This window comes from Arsenicibacter rosenii, from assembly GCF_001870735.1.
In the GTDB taxonomy this organism is placed as follows: domain Bacteria; phylum Bacteroidota; class Bacteroidia; order Cytophagales; family Spirosomataceae; genus Arsenicibacter; species Arsenicibacter rosenii.
Window position 1 is genome coordinate 321,805 of sequence record NZ_MORL01000006.1, and the last position, 24,153, is coordinate 345,957.

General features: G+C 52.4%; 17 protein-coding genes. 7 read left to right on the top strand and 10 right to left on the bottom strand.

The genetic code is table 11. From position 1 onward, the window contains the following. The first annotated feature begins 18 nt into the window (after positions 1–18). Positions 19–3,240 (top strand): SusC/RagA family TonB-linked outer membrane protein, encoded by a 3,222-nt coding sequence (locus BLX24_RS14240; protein ID WP_218160696.1) that lies wholly within the window; start codon positions 19–21, stop codon positions 3,238–3,240. Positions 3,241–3,272: 32 nt separating this feature from the next. After that, positions 3,273–5,051 (top strand): RagB/SusD family nutrient uptake outer membrane protein, encoded by a 1,779-nt coding sequence (locus tag BLX24_RS14245; protein WP_071503812.1) that lies wholly within the window; start codon positions 3,273–3,275, stop codon positions 5,049–5,051. A gap of 102 nt (positions 5,052–5,153) precedes the next feature. Here BLX24_RS14245 and BLX24_RS14250 read toward each other — a convergent pair whose 3' ends face one another. From BLX24_RS14250 to BLX24_RS14285, 8 genes are all read right to left on the bottom strand, one after another. After that, positions 5,154–5,969 carry a ThuA domain-containing protein gene (locus BLX24_RS14250; protein ID WP_071503886.1) on the bottom strand — a complete coding sequence of 272 codons (816 nt, stop codon included), beginning with the start codon at positions 5,967–5,969 and terminating at the stop codon, positions 5,154–5,156. Between the two features lie 108 nt (positions 5,970–6,077). Continuing rightward, positions 6,078–7,205, bottom strand: coding sequence for a Gfo/Idh/MocA family protein (locus BLX24_RS14255; protein WP_374755006.1), 1,128 nt, complete (start codon positions 7,203–7,205; stop codon positions 6,078–6,080). A gap of 112 nt (positions 7,206–7,317) precedes the next feature. Next, the gene (locus BLX24_RS14260) at positions 7,318–8,703 is read right to left on the bottom strand and encodes a putative oxidoreductase C-terminal domain-containing protein (RefSeq protein WP_071503814.1); all 1,386 of its coding nucleotides are present in this window, start codon (positions 8,701–8,703) and stop codon (positions 7,318–7,320) included. A gap of 15 nt (positions 8,704–8,718) precedes the next feature. Then, positions 8,719–10,146: a Gfo/Idh/MocA family protein gene (locus tag BLX24_RS14265; RefSeq protein WP_071503815.1), complete on the bottom strand. Its 1,428-nt coding sequence runs from the start codon at positions 10,144–10,146 to the stop codon at positions 8,719–8,721. A gap of 713 nt (positions 10,147–10,859) precedes the next feature. After that, positions 10,860–12,020 (bottom strand): alpha/beta hydrolase family protein, encoded by a 1,161-nt coding sequence (locus tag BLX24_RS14270; protein WP_071503816.1) that lies wholly within the window; start codon positions 12,018–12,020, stop codon positions 10,860–10,862. Between the two features lie 123 nt (positions 12,021–12,143). Further along, the gene (gene thrA / locus BLX24_RS14275) at positions 12,144–14,600 is read right to left on the bottom strand and encodes a bifunctional aspartate kinase/homoserine dehydrogenase I (protein WP_071503817.1); all 2,457 of its coding nucleotides are present in this window, start codon (positions 14,598–14,600) and stop codon (positions 12,144–12,146) included. A gap of 161 nt (positions 14,601–14,761) precedes the next feature. Beyond that, a complete protein-coding gene (locus BLX24_RS14280; protein ID WP_071503818.1) occupies positions 14,762–15,142 on the bottom strand; it encodes a RidA family protein in 381 nt (126 codons plus the stop codon). A 75-nt stretch (positions 15,143–15,217) separates the two neighbouring features. Then, the gene (locus BLX24_RS14285; RefSeq protein ID WP_071503819.1) at positions 15,218–16,462 is read right to left on the bottom strand and encodes a M16 family metallopeptidase; all 1,245 of its coding nucleotides are present in this window, start codon (positions 16,460–16,462) and stop codon (positions 15,218–15,220) included. A gap of 165 nt (positions 16,463–16,627) precedes the next feature. Between BLX24_RS14285 and BLX24_RS14290 the strand changes: the two genes are divergently transcribed. Beyond that, positions 16,628–17,737 carry a tetratricopeptide repeat protein gene (locus tag BLX24_RS14290; RefSeq protein ID WP_071503820.1) on the top strand — a complete coding sequence of 370 codons (1,110 nt, stop codon included), beginning with the start codon at positions 16,628–16,630 and terminating at the stop codon, positions 17,735–17,737. A 142-nt stretch (positions 17,738–17,879) separates the two neighbouring features. On the opposite strand, the gene BLX24_RS14295 is transcribed toward BLX24_RS14290, so the two are convergent. Beyond that, a complete protein-coding gene (locus BLX24_RS14295; protein ID WP_071503821.1) occupies positions 17,880–19,763 on the bottom strand; it encodes a DNA polymerase III subunit gamma/tau in 1,884 nt (627 codons plus the stop codon). A 116-nt stretch (positions 19,764–19,879) separates the two neighbouring features. Between BLX24_RS14295 and ispF the strand changes: the two genes are divergently transcribed. The 4 genes from ispF (at position 19,880) to BLX24_RS14315 (ending at position 23,473) form a co-directional block, all read left to right on the top strand. Next, on the top strand, positions 19,880–20,359 hold the full coding sequence (gene ispF / locus BLX24_RS14300; protein ID WP_071503822.1) for a 2-C-methyl-D-erythritol 2,4-cyclodiphosphate synthase: 480 nt from the start codon (positions 19,880–19,882) through the stop codon (positions 20,357–20,359). A gap of 199 nt (positions 20,360–20,558) precedes the next feature. Beyond that, positions 20,559–21,677 carry an amidohydrolase family protein gene (locus BLX24_RS14305; protein WP_071503887.1) on the top strand — a complete coding sequence of 373 codons (1,119 nt, stop codon included), beginning with the start codon at positions 20,559–20,561 and terminating at the stop codon, positions 21,675–21,677. Positions 21,678–21,716: 39 nt separating this feature from the next. Then, positions 21,717–22,823 (top strand): mandelate racemase/muconate lactonizing enzyme family protein, encoded by a 1,107-nt coding sequence (locus tag BLX24_RS14310; RefSeq protein WP_071503823.1) that lies wholly within the window; start codon positions 21,717–21,719, stop codon positions 22,821–22,823. Between the two features lie 92 nt (positions 22,824–22,915). Continuing rightward, positions 22,916–23,473 (top strand): GNAT family N-acetyltransferase, encoded by a 558-nt coding sequence (locus BLX24_RS14315; protein WP_071503824.1) that lies wholly within the window; start codon positions 22,916–22,918, stop codon positions 23,471–23,473. 33 nt (positions 23,474–23,506) lie between these two features. Here BLX24_RS14315 and BLX24_RS14320 read toward each other — a convergent pair whose 3' ends face one another. Beyond that, positions 23,507–24,148: a DNA-3-methyladenine glycosylase gene (locus BLX24_RS14320; protein ID WP_071503825.1), complete on the bottom strand. Its 642-nt coding sequence runs from the start codon at positions 24,146–24,148 to the stop codon at positions 23,507–23,509. Between the last annotated feature and the right edge of the window lie 5 nt (positions 24,149–24,153).

Below are 24,153 nucleotides of genomic sequence, written 5' to 3' on the forward strand. Positions count from 1 at the left end.
GCTCATTTATGCTCAGTCATGAGAGCCAGGATGGCCTGCACGTCGCTCGTACTGTCCCTGTTTGTGGCAGGCGGAGCACATGCTGAGAAAAAGGAACAACCTGCGGCTGCCCTGCGGGTTAAAACCCGGACAAAAGCGGTAGCCGTTTCTGTAACGGGTACGGTCAGAGATGCGCAGGGTGTGCCGGTGCCCGGTGCGAATATCCTCGTAAAGGGTACGAAATCAGGTACGGTCACCGACGCCAAAGGAACGTTTAAACTGGAGGTGCCTAAAGGTGATGAAGTTCTGGTTATCAGTTCGGTAGGCTTCAAAACGAAGGAAGTGCCGCTAGCCGGTCAGGCTGTGCTGAATGTGCAGCTGGACGACGATGTGGCTTCGATTAACGAAGTGGTTGTGGTCGGATACGGTACCCAGAAAAAAATCAGCCTGACCGGTGCCGTGGCCACGGTCGATATGAAGAATATTCAGGACCTGCCGGTCGGTAGTTTGTCGGCCGCGCTGGTTTCGCAGCTGCCGGGTGTCGGGGTGTCGGGTGGCACAAGCCGTCCGGGCGATAATGCCCAGATTACGGTCCGGAACCCGATCATTCTGTCGAAAGACGGTGGTACCCTGCGTCCATTGTATGTGATTGACAACGTGGTCCGGACAGAAGAAGACTTCAACCTCCTCGACGTGTCGGAAGTAGAGGCCATCTCAGTCCTGAAAGATGCGGCGGCAGCGATCTATGGAGCGCGGTCGAACCAGGGTGTCGTCGTCGTGCAGACGAAGCGTGGTAAGGTAGGCGCACCGAAAATCAGCTACAGCGCCTCATACGGTACGTCGGATGCGGCCATGCTGCCGAAAATGATGAACGGCTACCAGCTGGCTACCTACACGAATGACTACAACTTTGCCGGCGGAAAATCCGCTACGGATGCGTCGATCTATACGCAGGACGAGCTGGATTATTTCAAGGCCAACAATACCGACTGGCTGAAAATGGCCTGGAAGCCATCATCCGTAACCCGTCATGCCCTGAACGTAAGCGGTGGTACGGAGCGGGCAACGTACTTTGCCGGTATCTCTTATAACAAACAGGACGCCAACTTCGATAACATCGATGCCAACAAATGGACATTCCGCGCGAGTGCTGATGTGAAGGTAGCAAAAGGGCTGAAAGCCGGTATGACCATTGCCGGAGATTTGTACAACAAAAAAATGTACTTCCTGAAGCAGGGCAGCGAAAACCCTGAAAAGGACATGCAGAGCTTGTTGTATACGGCACAGTTTAAGCCGGCCTATGTGGATGGCCTGCCGGTTCTGACCACAGCGTCAACCGGCTCATCAAACGAAAACTTCCATTTCTTTGAGGTGCAGCGGTCTGGTAACTATACGACCACCCGTAACACGGGGCTGAACGTAAACCTGACACTGGATTATGAAATACCGTTTGTGAAAGGCTTGCGGGCGCGGTTGTTGTACAACAAAACCATGGACAACAGCTTCGGTAAGCAGTATGGTACCAAATACAACGTGTACCAGATGAACATGACCGGCACCAACAAGCACATCTATGGTGGTGGTGTCAAAAGCATTGTGTCGCTCAACAACGGCGACCGCGTCCGGATTAACCCATCCTATACGGATGCTTATCAGTTCAACGGGTATCTGAACTATGACCGCCAGTTTGGCCGTCATACGATCTCGGCCATTGCGTTCTTCGAACAGTCAGAAAACTCATCTGACGGAACGGCCGCTATGATTGAAAGCATCATTGCGGGTGGTCTGGATAACATGGGCTTCGGTACGGGGACAAACACGGTAACCGAAACGCAGTCAGAAGCCGGTACGTTATCGTATGCCGGTCGTCTGAACTACAACTATGCCAATAAATACCTGCTTGAGTTTGCCATCCGCCGCGATGCGTCGACCAACTTTGCACCGGATAAGCGCTGGGGTACCTTCCCGTCGTTGTCGGCCGGCTGGGTTATTTCAGAAGAGCCGTTCTTCCGCAGCCGTGTCCGGTTCATCGACATGCTGAAAATCCGGGCGTCGGTCGGTATGCTGGGTGGAGATGCAACAAAGGCTTATAACTGGCTATCAAGCTACTCGGTAGCACAAACCGGTAAAGGTGCCGTATTCGGCGGTAACCTGGACCGCAGCATTGTGTTCTCTACGAAAAACGCCATGGCCAACCCGGATGCCCGTTGGGATGACAACACAAAATTCAACGTGGGTCTGGATGCGCAGTTGCTGAATAACCGCCTGTCGGTAGGGCTGGATGCCTTCTACGATCACCGTTACAACATGCTGACGGCCTTGTCGTCGTCGGTGCCGCTGGTGATTGGGGCTACCCTGCCATCTGAAAATTTTGCTTCGGTAGATGGGTTCGGTACTGAACTGTCGCTGGGCTGGACCAACCGGATCACCAAAGACTGGTCGTACCGGATCAACGGGTTCCTGTCGTGGAGTGATAACAAGCAGTTGAAAGTTGATGCCGATAAAGGCTTCCTGGGTACATACCGCGATCCGAACGGTCAATCAACGGATCAGGGGGTATTGGGCTACCGGTATGCCGGTATGCTGCGGACCCAGGCTGATCTGGATGCGCTCTTGGCTAAATATCCGAACTATACGATCGAAGGCACGGCCCCTAAACTGGGTATGCTGTATTATCAGGACGTGCGTGGTCTGAAAGTAATTAACCCTGACGGGTCAATTACCTACGGTGCGCCGGACGGCAAAATTACGGAAGAAGACAAAGAGTGGCTGACGAAGAAAAAAGACAATCACTATGGTCTGGGACTGAACTTCTCGACAACGTACAAGCGTCTGAGTTTCTCATTCACCATGGGTGGTTCGTTTGGCGGACAGGCGATGGTAGAGAGCGTAGCCCGCGGCTGGAACACCAGTGCGCAGGTCAATGCGATCACGAATCTGCCTGCCTTCCTGACCGATCACTGGACACCGGAGAACCCGAACGGCATGTATGGCAGCCCATACTATCGCGGTCAGAACCAGCTCGATTCTGACTTCTGGTTCCGGAACTCATTCCAGCTGTCAGTCCGGAATGCAAACCTGTCGTATGATCTGTCGCCGGATCTGGTAAAGCGCCTTGGCCTGACCAACGCCCGGGTATTCCTGGTCGCTACCAACCCGCTGAACCTGTATAACCCGTATGACTACAAAACGTATTCGGGCAGCTTCGATGCGTATCCTGTACTGCGCTCATTCTCTGCCGGTCTGAACATTGGTTTGTAAGGTCACCGTAAAACGTCATTAACTCAGAAACAATGAAAAAGAAATATATCGTTCTGTCTGCGGTGTGTTCCATGCTTGCCTTATCAGGCTGTAAGGATGTACTCGATAAAACAGACCTGGCCTCTGCCGATCCGAATCTGATTTTTAAAGATTCAACGCTGGCCTCTTTAAGCTTAAGCTATATCTACGACCAGAACCTGCCGACGTGGGGGGGCGTTACGATGATCTCCGGCATCGGCGGCAGCAGTTTCACCGATGAGTCATACGGCGAGAGTAAGTACCTCGAAGGGACGCTGACAACGGCCGACGTAACCGACTTCGGAACGGCCCTGAGCCCGTCGAACAGTTATGGTAAAATCCGGACCATCAACTCGTTTATTCAGGATATGAAAAACGGGTCGATTCAGACGGGAGCCCGGAACCGCTTGCTGGCACAGGCTTATTTCTTCCGTGCCTGGCGGTATTTCGAGCTGGTAAAGCTGTATGGCGGTGTGCCGCTGGTACTGACCCCGCTGGATGCGGTTGGGGTTGAGGCCCGTAACGCTGCTTACATCCCGCGTAACCTGACATCTGAAAACTACAAACAGGTGGTTGCCGATCTGGATTCAGCCATCAAATACCTGCCCGGCAAGTGGCCAAACCCGGCAACGGATTGGGGTCGGCTGACCAAAGGTGCAGCGGCGGCGTTTAAAGGCCGTGCGCTCCTGTATGCCGCCAGTCCGCAGTTTAACCCCGGCGATGCAACCGATAGGTGGCAGGCGGCGTATGATGCCAACAAACAGGCCTACGATATTCTGGTCGCAAACGGGGCAGCCCTGCACAGCTCATACGACCAGCTGTGGTTTCAGGAGCAAAACAACCCTGAAGCCGTTATGGTGACGGGCTTTAACACGTCTTCCGGCGACCAGGCAAAGAAAAACAATGGCTATGATAACGCGACACGCCCCCGGTATACGGGTACAGGCGGCGGCTCAAACCAGCCATCCTGGGAAATGGTGAAAGCCTATCCGATGCTGGACGGCAAGAAGCCGGGCGAGTCAACAAAATATACGTATGCTGACCAGCAGTTTTATAAAAACCGCGATCCCCGTTTCGACAAAACAATCGCCTACAACGGCGCTACATGGCCGCTGAACGGAAACGCAAACTTTAAACTGTGGACATACTATGCCGGTGGCAAAACGGTAGAGTCAACAGCGAGCAACACCGGTTTCTATACCCGTAAAGCCATTAACCCGACGGTTGAAGCCAGCCAGGTGCAGTTTTCCGGTACTGACTGGATCGAAATCCGCTTTGCCGAAGTGTTGCTGAACCTGGCCGAATCGGCAACGGGTATCGGGAAGCTCGACGAAGCCTATACGCAGCTGAAAGCTATCCGGAAACGGGCCGGTATCGAAGCCGGTACCGATGGCCTGTATGGGCTGAAAGCCAACATGACGCGCGCTGAAATGTTTGACGCCATCATGTATGAGCGCCAGATTGAGTTCGCCTTTGAAGGCAAACGCTTCTGGGATCTGCGCCGCTGGAAACAGATTGAAACGGTCCTGAACGGCAAGCGCCGTACAGGGGTGACCATCAACCTGAAAACAACCGGTGTACCGGCTGACTTCGCCACAACCCGTGATGGATTAAAACTGGATGATGTGTATGCCAACTACTTTACGATTACCTTCAAGCAGATGGACACGAAATATGCCATCAACTGGAAGCCGGCCTATTATTTCTTCCCGATTCCGTTGCAGGCGATTGATAACAACCCTAAACTGGTGCAGAATGATGTTTGGGGCGGTGCCTTTGACCCATTGAAATAAGTTTGATTCTGGTATATTCATAACGTTAGACCCCTACAGCGCTCGCCGTAGGGGTCTTTTTTATTTGCCTCGTCAGGCTATTATGACGTTATCTGTTTTTGTTTAGTGCAGCGGGGTGTCGCGGGAGTCGGCATAGGCCTTACTGAAATCAATTTTTTTAACCTGTGAAGCCACGTACTGAATGCCCTGGAAAATGTGTTTCATAAACATTGGCTTCTCATAATCTTCTTTGGCGTGGCCCAGAGTGGTGCACCAGGTATAGCCACCGTCGTAGTTGTAGTACCAGACTGATGGGTACAGATGCGTAAAGCTACCACCGAATGCCTTGACCTTTTCCGGCTCATCACCGTTGAGCGAAGTGAGGTCACTGGCCATGATGACGGTCGGGCCGGGATACATTTCTTTGGTAAAATAAAACTCATCTTCTTTCTCCCACGACTGTGGTATTCCCTGCGTTGACGGATGCTTTGTGTCGAGGACTTCAATCCGGATTTTCTGAAATTTCGGATGCCAGGCAAATGTTCCGCCAATCATGCGTTTAAACCACGTCCAGTTCCGTTCGGTACCCATCACGGAGTGAATGCCCACAAAGCCGCCACCCGCTTCGATATACCGCCGGAACGCCAGCCGCTGGGCATCGGTGTCGAAGACATCGTTGTTTGTACTGGGAAAAACCAGCAGGGTATATTGCTTCAGGTTGCTTTCGGTGAACACAGTGGGCTGGTCCGACACATCGACCGCAAACCCGTGTTCAGTGCCCAGTTTCTGAAGCGCCTTAACGGCCGACGGGATATTATCGTGGACATAGCCTTTACCGTTTTTAGTATATACCAGCACCTGTACTTTCTTCCAGTTTACCTGAGCGGAAGCGGACTGAAACAACAGGAGGGCAAAGAGCAGGAGAATGAGACGGATCATGGGAGAAAAGTTGAAAACCACGGAGTAACACTGAGTTTTGCACAGAGTGACACAAAGGGAAAAACTGTGCTACTCCGTGTAAAAACTCTGCGAAACTCCGTGGTTTGATTATGCTTTTAACTGAATTTTCTGCGCATTTTTCTGGGCTTTCAGCGCCAGCTCGGTCGCCAGCAGGCAGTGCTCCTGCGCCATTGCGGTTTCGGTCCGGTTCAGGATGTCATCGACCAGCAACCGGCCAAACGGCAGATCAACGTCTTTACAATCGATATAGCGCGTTTCCTTGTGGTCGGTAATAAACAGGTGATTGCCCCCTTCGCGGCCGCCGATATCGATGTTCTTCCGGATTTCAATAAACCCATCGGTACCAAGGACGGTCAGACGGCCATCGCCCCAGGTTTTAAGCCCGTCCGGGGTAAACCAGTCGACGCGGATGTAGCCCATGCCTCCGTTGCCGCGCAGCATCACATCCCCGAAATCTTCGAAGTTCGGGTACTGCGGGTAGTGCGTATTGCCAACCTGCGACGCGACCACCTCGGCCTGTGTTGAACCGGTAAACATCAGGTACTGGTCGAACTGGTGTGAGCCAATGTCGCAGATAATACCGCCGAAACGCTTCTTGTCGAAAAACCACTCCGGCCGCGTTTTCGGATTCATGCGGTGCGGCCCCAGCCCAATTGTCTGGATTACCTTTCCGATGGCGCCGGCTTTCACCAGTTCTACGGCCTTAACGGTAGCCTTGTTTTCGAGCCGTTCGCTGTACATGATTGAGTAAATGCGCTTTGTCGCTTTCTGCACCTTGCGCACTTCGGCCAGTTGGTCGAGCGTCGTAATGCCCGGTTTATCGACCAGGTAGTCTTTACCGGCTTTCATGACGCGGATGCCCAGCGGCGCGCGCTCGTCGGGAATACCGGCGCTGACGATCAGTTGCAGTGAGGCGTCGTTGAGGACTTCCTCTTCGCTGGCGGCCCGTTTTGCCTTCGGATAGCGTTTGGCAAAGGCGTCGGCCAGATCCGCTTCTTTCGCATAGAACGAAACCAGCTCGCCGCCGCCCCGGATCACGGCCTCCACCTGGCCGTAAATGTGGCCATGGTTCAGCCCGACAGCGGCAAACTTAATACGCCCCGCTTTCGGTGCCGTCAGCAAAGAGGCTTCCGGCCGTTCAACCGTAATTTTCGGAGCACTCAGCGCCTGCTGCGGCAATGCCCCGTACATGGCCAGACTCGCAGCCGTAGCCATTGATTCCTTTATAAATTTCCGACGGTTATCCATTACAGTGATTGAGTGAATAAATGATTGAGTGATTGAATAAAAGGCACAGGCGGGCAGATTCAATCACTCAATCATTTAATCATTTTTTGCTTTTTGCTAAGGTTAACGCCTGCGTAGTTGTGTAGTATTTGGCGAGCATGTTGGGGACTTCCCAGGCAGGAAGTTTGCCTTCTTTCAGATACTGGAGGTATTTCTCCGCTACCCGGCCAAAGTGGGCTTCGTGGCCTTCCTTGTATTTCTCCGGAATGATTACCTCAAAACCTTGTGCATTCTTTTTTACGTCAACACCCGGAAACTCCTTCTGAATGGCGGCGATTGCGGATTTCAGCGAGGCATCGAGGTCTTTGTTGCCGTTGGCCGGTTCGATATACAGCGTTGGCTTGTACTTTTCGGCTGCTCCCTGACGGATAATCAGGTTGGCTTTTGTGCCGCGCATGATCGAATAATGGGTATCGCCGGTACCTTCCGGGGCTTTGTAGGCCCAGATAACGGACACTTTTGCGTGAATTCCCTTGATCTGATAATTGATCTCACCGTTGCAGAATACCTGCAGCACGCTGTCCTTTACGACGTCTTTTTTGAGGTAATCCGGAAAGGCATTCAGCTTGGTGATGGCCGAGAACTGGCTCCGTGTCATGTCGGTTGTCCAGCGGCGGGCCGTAGTCAGGCTGATGTCTTTCGTATAGTCGAGCGTTTGCTCAGGAAAGCACTCCCACTGCACCAGGTCGACCAGGTGGGTAGTAACATCAACGATGCCTTCGCCTTGCTGCGCCACGTCCATAAACCACGCCGGCCGCGTCAGGATGCTGCCCGATACGTTTTTGTAGAAGTGGTGTACGCTTTCCTTCGTTACGGCCGGGTTTTCGGGCGTACCCTTTTCGAGCGTACCAAAAACGGCTTCCTGCATCGAAAACGCGCGCTGTAACATGGTCGTGATTTCGTAGCGCTCGGTCATGATGTCATACAGTAACACCTTGTTTTTCTCCGCAGTAGCAAAGGCGCTTTTCAGCTTGTCGAAGTTTTCAGCGTTGATCGCCATTGGCTTGTCGGCCAGTACGTTAAAGCCCGCGTCGATGGTTTTCTGGATATAATCAGTTTTGAGCCGGTTATTGCCCGCCATCACCACGACCGTTTTCGCTTTGTTGGCCGATGCCTGGTCGGCAATCATTTTTTCGAGGTAGTCGGTGCCGCGGTAGACCTCTTCTTTCCAGTGTGTCGGATTCTCGGCCCGGGTATCATAGCCGTTGATGCGGTCGAGGTGCATCTGCAGGTCCGGTCCGTCCGGCGCATAGACATGTACGACCGGGTCAACACCGTCGAACATGGTTTTCTGAACCAGCGCCGCATGAAAATGGCCGGGGTCGAGGGTAATTAAATGCGTCATTTCATCGCCTGGTTTCGACGACTGGCAGGCAGCAAACAGAGCAGCTAATACCATGCCGCCCATTACGTGGGAAAACTTCATCTTGGTTGTATTAAATTATCGTTTTTTTGCAGATGCCAGGGGGTGAATGGCGTACGCTTTCCGTTGCGGACGCGACAGCAGTGCATTCGCTTCCGGATCATTTTTGAATTGCTCTTTTTTCGGATCCCAGTACAGTTTCCGGTTTAGTTTCATCGCCGCATGATGCAGCAAACAGGCCGAGCAGGAGCGGTGACCGATCTCTGCCGGGGCGATCGGTTCTTTACGGCTCACAATGCTTTCGAGCCAGTTGCCGTGGTGTTCCTTGCTGACCGTCAGATGGGTTTCATTCGGGCCAATCACTGACGTGAGCAGTTTAGGATCACTGGCATCCAGGGCCTTGGCGGCCTGTTGTTTGGCAACCGGGTCGCTGGCTGTTACTGAGGCATCGCCCCGCGAAACAAAAATCCAGCCATCTGTTCCTTCAAATTTAATACCGTTCGGCAATTCATTGCTGACAACCATGCGGACACCGTTTTCGTAGAGGGCTTCCGTCCGGAAAATACCGTGAACGTCCCACAGGCCGCTTTTCGGGAAATCGGCCTTGCCCCAGATTTCAATCGGGCCGGTATGTTCGGTGTTCATGGCCCAGTGGGCACAGTCGATATGGTGCGAGCCCCAGCCGGTAATCATCCCGGCCCCGAATTGCTCACAGCGTAACCAGCCGGGCCGGTCGTAACCAACCTGCGGGTGAACGCGTTTTTCGGTATAGTAGACCTCGGGCGTTGTGCCGAGCCACATATCGTAATTCAGATTTTTGGGGACCGGCATTTCGGCTTCCGCATCACCGGAGGGATCCCCGGGCAGGCCGACATACACGGTCTTTAACTGACCGATCCGTCCGTTTCGTACCAGCTCAGCGGCATACCGGAACTGGTTTGATGAGCGTTGCTGGCTGCCAACCTGCACAATCCGGCCGCTGCGTTTTACGGCATCGGCCATCATACGGCCTTCTGAGATGGTCAGCGAAGCCGGTTTCTGCATGTAAACGTCCTTTCCGGCGCCTACTGAATGAATCACAATCGGGGCATGCCAGTGATCGGGTGTGCTGACCAGTACCGCGTCAATATCTTTGTTATTGAGCAGTTCGCGGTAATCAGTGTAAGCCGTTACGCCGTCATACGCGTCTTTACCTGTCTTTTTGGCATAATATCCGTTCACCAGTTTTTTCGCATCATCGGCACGGCGGCTGTCGACATCGCAGACGGCCATGATCAGGGCATTATCGTATTGCCAGACGCCGGGTATGTCGTGCCCGCGGGAAATACGGCCTGTCCCGATGGCGCCAACATTAATCCGGTTACTGGGTGCATTTTTCCCGAAAACGGACGACGGTACAATTGTTGGAAAACCGGTAAGGGCTGCTGCTGAAACAAGCACACCTTTTGTGCTCAGATCCAGAAATTTCCGCCGGTTTATAGAGGTTGGTTGTTCATTCAGACTCATCGGTAAGGGGAAATAGAGGGATTTACCGTTGCATACTCTATTTGCTCCGAAAAGACGAAAAATGAGCGGATTTACTATCTGCCATTATTTGTTAAAAATACAGATCAGCGATAAATCCGCCGGCAATGTAAAAACGTATAGTTAACGGATTGCGGGAAATTAGTCAGGAAAAAAAAAGTACGTATACCTGATGCTGAAAAACGACCATTTAGCAAAATTAATGCCATGCGGCAGGTGCTGTACATTTATTACAAAAAGAAAGTGGCCTGATTTTTGTGAAACACTGGTTATGAGTAAACTATAAACCGGATAATGGTCTATTTTTTCTGACTGAAAAAAAATATTTGCACCCTATTTGAAATCATATAGTTTTATAAAAAAAACAACCACCTAAAGACTGGTGGTTGTTTCCCAACTATAACGTTTATGACTACCCGGCCGGTTACAGCCGGATTGCACTTCTAAGAAAGTACATATTTCCCTAAAAAGCTACAGGGAAATAGCGTACTTTTTTTTATTTATCAGTAAATGATTGATTGTTAGTTAATTCTATTTTGTCGTATTTCTGCGAAATTTATCTATTGTACTTAATCGGATGTATGCAATGCTCCAATTTAAGGGATAAAGACTTTTCAAAAAAAAAATCTAATGTCGCTAACTGTGTTATATGTAAGTACTTTATCGACAAGTGTCACATTGTGTTAATGAAATAATTAATCAAGTAAATTATTTACGGCATTGTTGCCAATGATAGCATTGGCGGGTCTGGGATGATTGCTGTCAAAAACCTGAAGGTCAGCGGCAGTCAGCACCGAATTCGGTGCCTCATCGATCCGGCCATCTGTCAGCACACGGTTCAGATTAAGCTTAAGGTGTCTGGCCAGAAAGCGATAAGCTGCTTCACGTTTGTTGGGCCCATAGTCATGTCCTTCCGTTGGCAAATGGACGTTCTCAATACGATCGTCAGCATGGTAAAAACGATAGATGTTTTTAATATACGGATACTCTACATCGGGCGTATTTTTTGTCCAGTCTTTGCCATCGGATACCAGGAGCATGGGGCGGGGGGCTGCCAGGGCGGCAATCTCGGCATTGCTGGTTTGGTGGGTAGGCCGTTTGTGGATCGGCATGCCGCTCTCACAGGTGCAGCCTCCAAAGAAATGAGCAGATACCATCACAACCGGTACCGACACCGCAATACGCGGTTCCAGAGCCGTCAGAATAAACGATTGCGTGCCGCCGCCTGATTCACCCGTAACCGCTATACGTTTCGGATCTACATCCGGCAAGCTTACCAGAAAATCAACCGCACGGAGGCTGTTCAGCGTCTGGAGTTTCAGGGCATTCGGAATCTTATGCTCGGTCTGCTTCGAATCGCTGTAGCCTAACATGTCATACGTGAACACAACAGCCCCCATGCGGGCGAGTGTCGCGCAGCGTTGCTGGACATAGTCGCGGAAACGGCTGTCCATGGTCCCCAGGTGCCCGTGAGTGCAAAGAATTCCCGCTGTTTTTCCCTTGCTGTTGGTGGGGCGATACAGGTTGCCGGTTACGTAAAAGCCAGGGACGCTTTCAAATGCCACATTTTCGACCGTGTATCCGTTCATCTGCCTGACACTATGCCGAATGGGTTTCAGCGGAGCAAAATTCGGCTTATCGGGTAAACCCATGCCCTCGCGGATGCCTTGCCGGATCAGTGCGGCCCGCTTTTCCCAGCTTTTTTTATCATGATACGTTTTGGCAAATGCCTTGAGGGCGCTGTCTCCCTGTGCTTCCGTAAAGTAAGCCCCCTGACATAAGTCGGTCCGGGCGGGAGGGGTCTGGGCAAACGCTGCCAGGGGCAGCAGGCAAAGTAGGGTTAGGATCAGTTTCATAAAGTGCACATAGTCTGAATGCAAAAAGGCCGTTGCTTTTACGTAATACTGATAATCCTGATATTAAGACCATAAAAAAAGCAGTCATTCAGAATGACTGCTTCTCCACGGAAACTAAGCCGGTCAGGCCAGATAGCTACCGATACTGACTACGTCGGCGAAGACACCGGCAGCCGTTACTTCGGCACCGGCACCGGGGCCTTTTACCACCAGCGGCCGCTCTTTATAGCGTTCTGTAGTAAACGACACAATATTATCCGCTCCCGACAAACTATAGAACGGGTGGTCGGCTCCGACGGTTTTCAGGGCAATCTCTACCTTGCCGTTTTCAAACGTAGCGACATACCGAAGTTTCTCGTTTTGGGCTTCGGCTTCGGTCAGCAGGCTTTCGAAGTAGGCATTGTTGTTTTCCAGTTCATCAAAAAACGCCGGAATCGACGGGGCATCGATGCACGCCTGTGGCAACAGATTTTTAATGGTAACGTCTTCCGGCTCCAGGGCAAAACCGGCCTCACGTGCCAGAATCAGGATTTTACGGGCCACATCCATACCGCTCAGGTCTTCGCGCGGATCCGGTTCGGTATAGCCTTTCTCTTTCGCTTCGCGTACGACATCAACAAACTTGCTGCCCGATCGGAAGGTATTGAAAATGTAGGATAACGTACCCGACAGAATTGCTTCGATCTTCAGGAAGCGGTCACCGGCGGTCATCAGGCCTTGCAGCGTATTGATAATCGGCAGACCGGCACCTACGTTGGTTTCGTACAGGAACTTGACACCCCGGTTCAGCGCCGTCCGCTGTAAGCGGCGGTACTCGCTGTAGGGACCGGAGTTAGCGACTTTATTCGGAGTAACCACCGAAATATTGCCGTCGAGCAGCGACTCGTAGAACTGCACAATGTCTTTGTCCGACGTACAGTCAATGAAAACCGAGTTCGGCAGGTTGTAATATTTGATTTGCTCAACAAAAGCCGGTAGTGAGGTAGTGACGCCTTCCGTCAGTACGCGCTCGCGCCAGTCGTCGAGTCCGATACCTTTGGGCGCCAGCAGCATTTTCTTTGTGTTGGATACGCCTACCAGACAAACCTTCAGCAACCGCTCAGTGCGCAGGTACTCGAACTGATCGCGGATTTGCCGGAGCAACGTGCTGCCAATCAGGCCAGTACCTACCAGATACAGGTTCAGTACCCGTGCTTCTGACTGGAAAAACACGTTATGAATGGCGTTCAGCGCCTTCGACAGGTTGTTCTTATTGATAACGACCGAGATATTGATCTCCGACGAACCCTGGGCAACGGCCACGATATTAACCCCGTTTTTCCCCAGTACCGAGAAGAGCTTACCCGCAATACCCGACGACTTTTTCATCCCCTCACCAACGGTCGCAATTACCGACAGGTCACGTTCGATGGTAATGTTGTCGATATGGCCGTGTGTCACCTCCACCGAAAATTCATCGTCCAGAATGGCTTTGACGCGTTCGGCCGATTTAGGGTCAATGGCAAAACAGATCGAGTGCTCCGACGAGGCCTGAGAAATCAGGATAACACTGATGCGGTAGCGGGCCAGAACGCCGAAGAGTTTGGCCGATACACCGGCCACCCCGATCATACCGGACCCCTGTACGTTAACCAGTGCAATGTCATCAATCGAACTGATACCGGTGATGGTATATTGCCGGCGCTCGGCGGTGCGGCTGACTACCGTACCTTCGTGGGTCGGATTAAAGGTATTCAGCACCCGAACCGGAATATTCCGGGCAAAGGCCGGTTGTAAACTCGGCGGATAAATCACCTTGGCTCCGAAATGACTCAGTTCCATGGCCTCGGCGTAGGTAATAGTCGGGATATTAAAGGCGTTCGGCACCTTGCGCGGGTCGGCCGTCATCATGCCGTCGACATCCGTCCAGATGTCAATAATATCGGCGTTCAGGGCCGCACCGATGATGGAGGCTGTATAGTCAGAACCACCGCGTCCGAGGGTGGTCGTTTCTCCTTTTTCTGTCGAGGCAATGAAGCCTGTGATCAGTTGCAGCGCCGTTGATTTGCCGAAATAATCCTGAATCAGCTGGTTGGTCAGCGTGTAGTTTACTTCGGCATGACCGAACTGGTCATCGGTTTTGATGATTGTCCGGGCGTCGCAGAACTGAGCCGCCAGACCACGGCTTTTGATGCATTCGGTGATGACAAGGGTCGACAGCCGCTCACCGAAGCTCGTAATCAGGTCGAGTGTCCGGGCCGAGAGTTCCCGGATCAGAGACACCCCCCGTAGCAAATCTTCGAGTTCGTTGATTACGCCCCGAATACCGGCAAATACCTTGCTTTGTTCTTTTACAGGGATGAGCGCCTTCACGACATTGAAGTGGCGGTCTTCAATCCGCCGCACCAGCTCCGAATAGTCTGTGTTGCCGTTGGTAGCCATACGGCCGATTTCAATCAGCTGGTTGGTAACGCCGCCCATGGCGGAGAAGACCACGGCAATGTCCGTATCGTTCCGGCGATGCTCTTCAATGATATTGATAACCTGCTTAATGCTCTCAACTGAGCCTACCGATGTTCCGCCAAATTTAAGTACGTTCATGCAGTGGGGAATGATAGAATGACTGAATGATAGAATGGCCGGGCAAAGCGATTCAATAGGTCTGTCAGGTTGTTAAACCAGAGAGTTGGCAATCACCGGCATTCAAAACTTTGGTGCGCAAAGATAGCGGAAAAAGGAGAGGTAGGTTCGTCAACCGGCGGTTAGTTTCCGGATAAAGCGGCAATACACTCAATTTCGACCAGACAGCCGTAGTGGAGCGGGCCTGCCGGTACGATGGCACGGGCCGGCCGGTGATCGCCCATGATGCGGGCATAGACCTCATTGACGGAGGGCCAGTAAGTAATGTCGCTGATGTAAATGGTTGTTTTCAGGACGTGCTGTAAATCGCTGCCGCTCGCTTTCAGGACAGCTTCCATATTGCGCAGACACAGCTCGGTTTGTTCTTCCAGCGTACCCAACTGAATAGCGCCCTGCTTGTCGACAGGCAGCTGGCCGGAGACATAAACCGTGTTGTTATGCACCATTGCCGGTGCATAATGCCCCTTCGGACGGGGCTGATCGGGCAGGTAGATGGCTTTCATATTGCGGGAATTGTTTTTTTGACAGGATTAACCCAATTAATTAATCCTGTCAAAAAATGCCTGAAGGATTTATCGTTAGTTGGCCGACCGGCGGTAGAACATCGTAGAGCAGTTGTCGGGCCGGAGCACTTCCTGAGCCATGCTGCGGAGCGTGTCCGGTGTGATGGCCTGAATTTTTGCTGCTTCTTCGTTGACCATGGCGGCATCACCGGCATTGGCGGCGTATGCCAGATTCATGGCGCGGTTGAGCAGCTCGACTTCCGAAAAGACCAGCGTAGCCTCCGCCTGATTTTTTACTTTCGTTATTTCTTCTTCCGCGATTGATTCCTGTGCCAGGGTGCTAATGACGTCTTCGACGGCGGCATTGGCTTCCTCAAGCGATACGCCGTCGTTCAGGGTTCCCTGGACGATCATCAACCCGGGGTCAAGTGAGGCCGAAATATGGGCCGAAATGTTATTAAACAGCGGCTGATCCCGCAGGAGTTTCTGGTAAAGGCGTGATGATTTTCCACGGCCCAGAATATCGCTCAGCAGGTCGGCGTTATAGAAGCCGGTATCGAAGCGGCCAGGCATGTGCCATACTTTATACAGGGCGTTCAGCGGAACCGTGTCGGCGGTTGTTTCCAGAAAACGGGCCTGTGTCTGGCGCGGTTCCTGTGGCAGCTGACGCACATACGGATTCCCGGCCGCAATCGGTTCAAACCACTTCTTACAAAGCTGCTTTACTTCTTCGACGGTAACGTTACCAGCCACCACCAGAATGGCGTTATTGGGCAGGTAGTATTTGAAAAAGAACGATTTAACGTCGTCCATGGTCGCGTTTTCAATATGGCTGATGTCTTTACCGATCGTTGCCCACTGGTAGGGATGCTGGGTGTAGGCAAGAGGCCGGAGTTTCAGCCACACATCGCCGTATGGCTGATTCAGGTAACGCTGCTTGAACTCTTCAATGACCACCTTCTGCTGCACATCCAGTACCTGCGGGTCGAACGACAGACTCAGCATCCGGTCCGATTCGAGCCAGAAAGCGGTTTCCAGGTTGGCGGCGGGCAGCGTAATGTAGTAATTGGTAATGTCGGGGCTGGTAAATGCGTTATTTTCGCCTCCTACTTTTTGCAGCGGCTCATCGTAGCTCTGGATATGCTGTGATCCGCCGAACATCAGGTGTTCAAACAGGTGGGCAAATCCCGTACGGGCCGGGTCTTCATCGCGTGACCCGACATTGTATAAAATATTGACAGCAGCCATCGGTGTACTGGCGTCCTCGTGGACATACACCTGCAAGCCGTTTGCTAAAACGAAATGTTCGTAATGAATCATCTAAACTATTCGGACAAAGGTGTCGTTACTAAAACCGAAGTCAGCAAATGTAAAGCCTTCCCGCCAGTTCTGAAAACGATACCGGAAGGTTCTCTTCTTTTAAGACCGGAAGGCAGGTTGTTGAATAAAATACCCTGTTGGTCCGGTTGGATTAAACAATAACTAATGAAACGATTTTTTCTCTTCTTATTATTCCTTTTTCCTGTTCTTTCATACGGACAGATTACGACCGATACTTACCTTCAGCAGACTATTCAGAAAACGCTGGACAACATTTACAGCTATGATTTTGCGGAGGCTGATCTGTATATGAAGCAGTTGCGTGCCCGTTATCCCAATCATCCGATCGGACCGATTCTACAGGCTACCAAACTACAGTGGCAATACATGCCGCTGAAAGATAATCCGGTCTATGCCGGTCAGTTTACTCAATCCTGCAACCAGGCGCTGGCCAGCGCGCAGAAAATGCTGGAAAAGGACAGCGACGATCCGGAAGGGGTGTTCTTTGCCCTTACCGCGCATAGCTATCTGGCCTTGAAACTATACAATGAGGGGGAAACGATGAAGGCGGTCAATGAGGCCAAAAAAGCCTATGGCTATATGCGTCAGGGATTCAGACTCATGGAGAAAAATCCTGAATTTTACTTTACGACGGGGCTGTACAACTATTATGTTGAACGTTTTCCGATGGATCATCCGATTGTAAAGCCGGTTATGCTGTTTTTTCAGGACGGTGATACGGCGCTCGGGCTCCGGCAAATGGACGTAGCCAGTAAGCGGGCTATATTTACACGGATTGAGACGTGCTTTTATCTGTCACATATTTATCTGGAACATGAAAGTCAGTTTGCGAAGGCGGCCGTTTATGCGAAGCAACTGGCAGAAAAGCACCCGCAGAATGCACTTTTTGTTATCCGTTACACCGAGAGTCTGATACTGGCCGGCCGGTATGACGAGGCAGCGCAATGGCTGGATCGGCTGAAAGGATTACACCATAAGTTTGTGCCGATGCCGGTAAAGGTGCTGGAAGCCATGTTGTTTGAAAAAGAGGAGCGGAAAGATGCCGAGGCCGCTGCGCTCTATCAGGCTGCTCTTAAAATGCCGTACTACGACAACTACACAAAAGAGTATTATGCCTTTGCCAATGCCGGTTTAGCCCGTATTGCCGCCCGGGCCAGCGACCGCAGCAAAGCCAGAGCCTTTTACAAAAAAGCCCTCGATTACGCCGAATACAAATCAACCATCCGCGAAGCGAAAGGCTTTATTAAAGAGTGAAAGAATGAAAGAGATAAAGAGCGAAAGCATGAAAGAATGAAAGAGCGGCCCGCCGCAGCGCAGAAAGGGTGGCCGCTGCGCGGTGTTGCTAATGCCGGCTTTACAAGTCGCTCTTTCGCTCTTTCACTCACTCGCTCTTTAATCAAAAGTCCACGTCCAGATTCAGGGCATTGCGTAAATCGAGGAGAGCCGGGTTTTTAGCGGCCAGGTAATTAAAACGATCCTGGGGCGTATAAATCATTTTTTTGGTGTCGGGCACCACCACACGGTGTTCAACCTGAATCTGCTTATTCTGCAACTGATCGCGCAGGTAGGCGAGTAATTCCGGTTTCAGGTCGACCATAAGGTTGGCCTGAATGTTGTTATCCAGCGCAATGTGAACCGTTGTCCCTTCGAGCGTGATCTCCCGGTTAAACATCAACTCCTCCGACATAGAATCGAACTGTTGCTTGCGCAGACGCGCAAAAGCATGCCAGGTGCGCTGAAGCGCGTCAAAATTGAACGGCTTATCGGGACGGCTGCTGCTGATGGTTTGTTGTTCGGCCTGTTGCTGCTCTGCGGCCTGCGGTTTGCTGTTGAGGCTGACCGTTGAGCGCAGCCGGCTGCTGGCCGGACGCTGAATGACCGGCTTTTCCAGAACCACGCTGTCGGTCACGGCAACGCTGGTTGCCACCACACTACCCGCTGTCGTTTTCTCCGGAGCAGGTATGGTTGACCGGCCATACCCATTAACCGGTTCGCTGGTATAGCCGCCGGGTGGCAGAACCGAAGGCGTTTCTACAGGCGTTGGCCGGGCTATGGCGTGACCATTGTCATTTTTTTTTTCGGCCGCTGCCGGAACAGCTACCGTCGACAGATCGGCTGCCGGTATCGTTGTGCCGCCCGAAGAGCCGTTGAGCGGCAGCTCAGGCATGGCATCCCAGTTGAGTACGTGGCGCAGGTTGGCCAGCTTCATCAGGCACAACTCAACGTGCAGACGCTGGTCTTTTGCCTGTTTGTAGTTCATGTCGCACTGCCCGCCGATGCTCAGCGCCGACAGCAGAAACGACATCGGGGCATTGGCCGACTGGGCCAGGTACTTCGCCTTGACCGTTTCGGTCACCTGCAACAGCTGTACGGTAGCGGAATCCTTGCAGACCAGCAAATCGCGGAAGTGCCGGCTAAGGCCAACCACAAACTGATGGGCATCGAAGCCCTTACGCAGAATCTCGTCGAGGGTCAGCAGGGTCTTGGTCAGGTTGCCTTCGAGGAGCGCATCCGTGAGCCGGAAATAGTAGTCGTAGTCAAGAATGTGGAGGTTATCCAGCACTTCCTTGTAGCGCAGGGTCCGGTCGGTTGAGAACGTAACGTTCAGATCGAACATCGACAGCGCATCCCGGAGCCCGCCGTCAGCTTTCTGGGCAATCAGCTCAAGAGCGTCGTACTCTACCGAAATGTCTTCTTTCTGCGCAATACGGCCGAGGTGGTCGGCAATGTCTTTCGGCTGAATCCGGTTAAAGTCAAAAATCTGGCAGCGCGACAGAATCGTCGGCAGGATTTTGTGCTTTTCTGTGGTGGCCAGAATAAAAATAGCGTAGGATGGCGGTTCTTCCAGTGTTTTCAGGAAGGCGTTGAAGGCCGCCTGCGACAGCATGTGCACCTCATCGATGATATAGATCTTGTATTGACCCGACTGGGGCGGATAACGGACCTGATCGATCAGGTTCCGGATATCTTCGACGGAGTTATTGGAAGCAGCATCGAGCTCATGAATGTTAAACGAAGCATTCTGCTTGAAACTGACACAAGATTCGCATTCGTCACAGGCTTCAATGTCGGGGGTAAGGTTCTGGCAGTTGATGGTTTTGGCCAGAATCCGGGCACAGGTGGTTTTGCCGACGCCCCGTGGACCGCAAAACAAGAACGCCTGAGCTAAGTGATTGGTACGGATAGCATTACGAAGCGTTGTTGTAATATGTTCCTGCCCGACTACGGTATCGAAGGTGGCTGGACGGTACTTGCGGGCGGAGACCACGAAATTTTCCATACATCAAAATTAATACTTTGGGGGCGGCTTTTCAAATCAGATTGGATAGTGGAGGTGAACGGAGGGGTAGGGAAATGTGTATTTTTACCGCATATTCATTGCATACAGATTTTAACATGAAAATAAGGGTCGGACAGGGATATGATGTCCATAAGTTAGTAGAAGGCCACCCGTTCTGGCTGGGCGGCATTCAGATTGAACATACACACGGGGCATACGGCCATTCCGACGCGGATGTGGTTTGTCACGTTATTTGTGATGCGTTGCTCGGGGCTGCTAATATGCGCAATATCGGCTACCATTTTTCGGATAAGGATCCGCGCTGGAAAGGGGTTGACAGTAAAGTGCTGCTGGCCGAAGTGCTGCGGATGGTTCGGGAAGCGGGCTACGAGGTCTCAAATGTTGACGTAACGGTTGTTTTGCAGGAACCGAAGCTGAATCCGCATATTCCGGCGATGAAAGCCTGTCTGGCGGGGGTGATGCAGATTCCGGAAGACGATATTTCGATTAAGGCGACCACGTCGGAGCACCTGGGCTTCGTCGGCCGTAAAGAAGGCATCGCCGCGCATTGCGTCGCATTGATTGTGAAGGGATAACGGCTGGATGGTGCTGGATGGCTGATACTGGATACTGAGGGAGTGGTGGCACGACTGGTATTTTATTGGCCAAATGCCAGCCACGGACCAGTCGTGCCACCACTAACCCCATACGTAGAGACTAATATACCTCTGGCAGATACCGCCCTTCAAAACGAAAAAAGTAGTATTTTGCTCCTTGTTAACTGCTCAAAACATGATGTACCGTCTATTGCTGCTTTGCTTACTGTCGGCAGCCTGCTCGGCTCAAACGACCCAACAGCCGATTGAACAACCCCTTGGCTTTGAAGAATACGATCCTGTCTCGACCCTGAAAGTGCCTGAGCATAAGCTCACAAAGGCCAAATTTCCGTTTATTGATGTGCATAATCATCAGGGTAACATGGACGCCGCGAGCCTGAAAAACCTGCTTCAGGATATGGACAAACTTAACCTGCAGGTAATGGTCAACCTGAGCGGGCGGGGCTGGGGCGCCGAAGAAGCGAGTACGAAGTTCTTTAATGATGCGGTGAGCAGTATTCGTGCAAACAGCCCGAAACGGTTTATCCTGTTTACCAACATTCTCTTTGGCGGCATTGGCAAACCCGGCTGGACAGAAGAGGCCGTGAAGCAGCTGGAAGCCGATGTGAAAAACGGTGCACAGGGCCTGAAAATCTACAAAAGCCTGGGTCTGAATGTAAAAGACAGCAACGGTAAGCGGGTGGCCGTTGATGACCCGCGCCTCGACCCGATCTGGGCCAAATGCGGCGAACTCGGTATTCCGGTTCTGATTCATACGGCCGACCCTAAGTCGTTCTGGGACCCGATGGATCGTTACAACGAGCGCTGGCTGGAGCTGAAACTGCATCCGGGCCGCCGCCGTGGAGCGAATGATCCGGTGCCCTGGGAGAAACTGCTGACGGAGCAGCACAGTGTGTTCCGCAAACACCCGAAAACGACGTTTATCAACGCGCACATGGGCTGGTATCCGAACGATCTGGCAAAACTAGACAGTGTGATGAAGGTTTACCCCAATACACTGGTCGAAATCGGGGCCGTAATTGCCGAACTGGGCCGTCAGCCACGGGCGGCAAAGAAATTCTTTGAGAAGTATCAGGACCGGATTCTGTTCGGAAAAGACTCATGGGTGCCGTCGGAGTATGCCACGTATTTCCGCGTGCTGGAGACCGAAGATGAATACTTCCCGTACCACAAAAAATACCATGCGTTCTGGCGCATGTACGGGATGGGGCTGCCGGACAGTATCCTGAAAAAAGTGTATTACAAAAACGCACTGCGGATCATCCCGAATATCGACAAAAGCCAGTTCCCTGACTGATTATAGGTTTGTTACTACGGCAACCTACCCGATTGATTTATGAAAATTACCGCGATTTCGCTTTATCGGTACGATATTCCGCTGAAAGCGCCGATTACCATTTCGCTGGGTACCATTGACTCGGCCCGCAATATGCTGGTACAGATACAAACCGATGAAGGCATTACCGGCTGGGGCGAAGGGTCGCCGTTCTGGATGATTGTCGGCGAAACCCAGGCGTCGGGACTGGCCGCTGCCCGCGACATGGCGAAACTGCTCGTTGGCCGCGATCCGCTCGATATAGAAGGCTGCCTGGAAGCATTAATCCGCTACCTGCCCGGCCATCCGACGACCCGCTCGGCCTTCGACATGGCGCTGTATGACGTAGCGGCACAGGCAGCCAACATGCCGTTGTACCGGTTTCTGGGCGGTAGCAAACGCGAACTGGTTACCGACGAAACGATTTACATCAATACGCCCGAACGCATGGTGGAAGACGCGCTGCGGATCAAGGCGAACGGGGGAGAAGCCGTTAAAATTAAGCTGGGCACCAACCGCCGCGACGATATCCGGCGGGTCGAAGCCATCCGGAAAGCCATCGGCGACGATATTCCGGTCCGGACGGATGCCAATCAGGGGTGGGATGTGGTCACGGCCTCGGCGGTGCTTAAGGCCATCGGCGACCTGAACGTAGAATACTGCGAACAGCCCGTCCGCCGGCATGATATCCGTGGTCTGCGGCAGGTGCGGCAGGCTTCGCCCGTCCCTATTATGGCCGACGAATCGCTTTTCGACGCGGTCGATGCCATTCGGCTGGTCCGCGAAGAAGCCGTTGACTACTTCAACATCAAGCTGTCGAAAAGCGGCGGTATTCTGGATGCGCTGCGGATCATCGGTATTGCTGAAGCCGCCGCGACCCGCTGCATGATCGGTTGTATGTCGGAGTCGCGGTTGGGTATTACCGCTAAGGCTCACCTTGCGTCTGCGCGCCGGAATGTGACATTCTACGATCTGGACGCCCATTTCGAACATGCCATCGACCCCGTCGTTGGCGGGGCAACCTACGCCGGTTACCATATTACTCTACCCGACGTGCCGGGTCTGGGTGCTACCGTCGATCCTGCCTTCGTGGCCAATTGCGAAAAAGAAACGTTTTTTAGTGAATAATGAAAAATGTATCATAGACAATGTGAAAGCATAACGGGCCCCCAAGCCATTATTCGTTTTCCATTGTCCATGATATATGTCCCGTAACAACCATGCAGATTACACTTGCCCGAACGGAAGCTGACCTACAGGGTATTCTGACGTTGCAACAGAAGAACCTGACCAAAAATTTACCGGCCGATATCCAGAGCCAGCAAGGCTTTGTGACGGTGGAGCACGATCCTGATGTGCTCCGGAAAATGAACGAGGCTGCTCCCCATGTAATCGCCAAAGACGGCGATACGGTTGTGGGGTATGCCATCACCATGCTGTCGCAGTTTGGTGAATCCGTACCCGAACTGGTGCCCTTGTTTGCCCGCCTGGACTCGCTGGAATACAATGGCCGGTCGCTGGGCAGTCAGCGGTATTATGTTATGGGGCAGATTTGTGTCGGTGAAGGCTATCGGGGGCAGGGCATTTTTGATAAGTTGTATCAGTTTCACCGCGAAACCTACAGCGACCGGTTTGATGTGTTTGTGACTGATATCTCAGAACGGAATACCCGCAGCCAGCGTGCGCACGAGCGGGTCGGGTTCAGGCCCATCAGCCGCTTCTACGACGAAAACCTGAACGAGACCTGGATTATCGTTGTCTGGGACTGGACGCTGTAAAATGAACTATCATCGCGCGACGACCATTCCGTTTTACCATTTACTGACAAACCGGTTGCCTTTAACATAATACCGGTAAGGCAGGTCAGCGCCCTGGGTGATGCCAATGCGGGTGGTCGTAACCATGTCAAAACCGGTCAGGACGGGGCCGCGGATGGCCAGCGTACCGGTTTCCAGCGACGAAAAGTTATGAGCCGGCTGCGTAATGCCCATGGCGATGACCAGCTTACCGGGGCCGTTACACAAATCGCGCAGCCCGTTCCGTGTGGCCGGGTCGAACAGGCGGCCGGCGGCCTCGCTCCGGCGCATGGCCATCAGGTCAATCCCTTCGGTTGGTTGTAAGGCCCTGATCAGAACGGCCTCGCCGACCTCTTCGGGGCCGGTCACTACGTTCAGGCAGTAATACATGCCGTAAATCTGGTAGACATAAACCGTACCGGCAGGGCCGAACATGGCCGCATTCCGCTGCGTTTTCCGGCGATAGGCATGACAGGCCGGATCACCGGTCAGATAGCCTTCCGTTTCAACAATAATACCGGCCGTTGTCCCTTCCGGACTTTCGTGGACAAGCTCATAGCCCAGCAGCCGTTGGGCAAGGGTGAGCGTGTCGTATTCCTCATAAAAAGAAGTGGTGGCACGGGTAACCGCACCACCACCTGTCAGCTGATTTGTCATGAATT

What these genes read in the sequence shown, in the direction of transcription:
- BLX24_RS14240 (WP_218160696.1), top strand. Translation starts at nt 19, where the DNA reads ATGAGAGCCAGGATGGCCTGCACGTCGCTCGTACTGTCCCTGTTTGTG.
- BLX24_RS14245 (WP_071503812.1), top strand. Translation starts at nt 3,273, where the DNA reads ATGAAAAAGAAATATATCGTTCTGTCTGCGGTGTGTTCCATGCTTGCC.
- BLX24_RS14250 (WP_071503886.1), bottom strand. Translation starts at nt 5,969, where the DNA reads ATGATCCGTCTCATTCTCCTGCTCTTTGCCCTCCTGTTGTTTCAGTCC.
- BLX24_RS14255 (WP_374755006.1), bottom strand. Translation starts at nt 7,205, where the DNA reads ATGGCTACGGCTGCGAGTCTGGCCATGTACGGGGCATTGCCGCAGCAG.
- BLX24_RS14260 (WP_071503814.1), bottom strand. Translation starts at nt 8,703, where the DNA reads ATGAAGTTTTCCCACGTAATGGGCGGCATGGTATTAGCTGCTCTGTTT.
- BLX24_RS14265 (WP_071503815.1), bottom strand. Translation starts at nt 10,146, where the DNA reads ATGAGTCTGAATGAACAACCAACCTCTATAAACCGGCGGAAATTTCTG.
- BLX24_RS14270 (WP_071503816.1), bottom strand. Translation starts at nt 12,020, where the DNA reads ATGAAACTGATCCTAACCCTACTTTGCCTGCTGCCCCTGGCAGCGTTT.
- thrA (WP_071503817.1), bottom strand. Translation starts at nt 14,600, where the DNA reads ATGAACGTACTTAAATTTGGCGGAACATCGGTAGGCTCAGTTGAGAGC.
- BLX24_RS14280 (WP_071503818.1), bottom strand. Translation starts at nt 15,142, where the DNA reads ATGAAAGCCATCTACCTGCCCGATCAGCCCCGTCCGAAGGGGCATTAT.
- BLX24_RS14285 (WP_071503819.1), bottom strand. Translation starts at nt 16,462, where the DNA reads ATGATTCATTACGAACATTTCGTTTTAGCAAACGGCTTGCAGGTGTAT.
- BLX24_RS14290 (WP_071503820.1), top strand. Translation starts at nt 16,628, where the DNA reads ATGAAACGATTTTTTCTCTTCTTATTATTCCTTTTTCCTGTTCTTTCA.
- BLX24_RS14295 (WP_071503821.1), bottom strand. Translation starts at nt 19,763, where the DNA reads ATGGAAAATTTCGTGGTCTCCGCCCGCAAGTACCGTCCAGCCACCTTC.
- ispF (WP_071503822.1), top strand. Translation starts at nt 19,880, where the DNA reads ATGAAAATAAGGGTCGGACAGGGATATGATGTCCATAAGTTAGTAGAA.
- BLX24_RS14305 (WP_071503887.1), top strand. Translation starts at nt 20,559, where the DNA reads ATGTACCGTCTATTGCTGCTTTGCTTACTGTCGGCAGCCTGCTCGGCT.
- BLX24_RS14310 (WP_071503823.1), top strand. Translation starts at nt 21,717, where the DNA reads ATGAAAATTACCGCGATTTCGCTTTATCGGTACGATATTCCGCTGAAA.
- BLX24_RS14315 (WP_071503824.1), top strand. Translation starts at nt 22,916, where the DNA reads ATGCAGATTACACTTGCCCGAACGGAAGCTGACCTACAGGGTATTCTG.
- BLX24_RS14320 (WP_071503825.1), bottom strand. Translation starts at nt 24,148, where the DNA reads ATGACAAATCAGCTGACAGGTGGTGGTGCGGTTACCCGTGCCACCACT.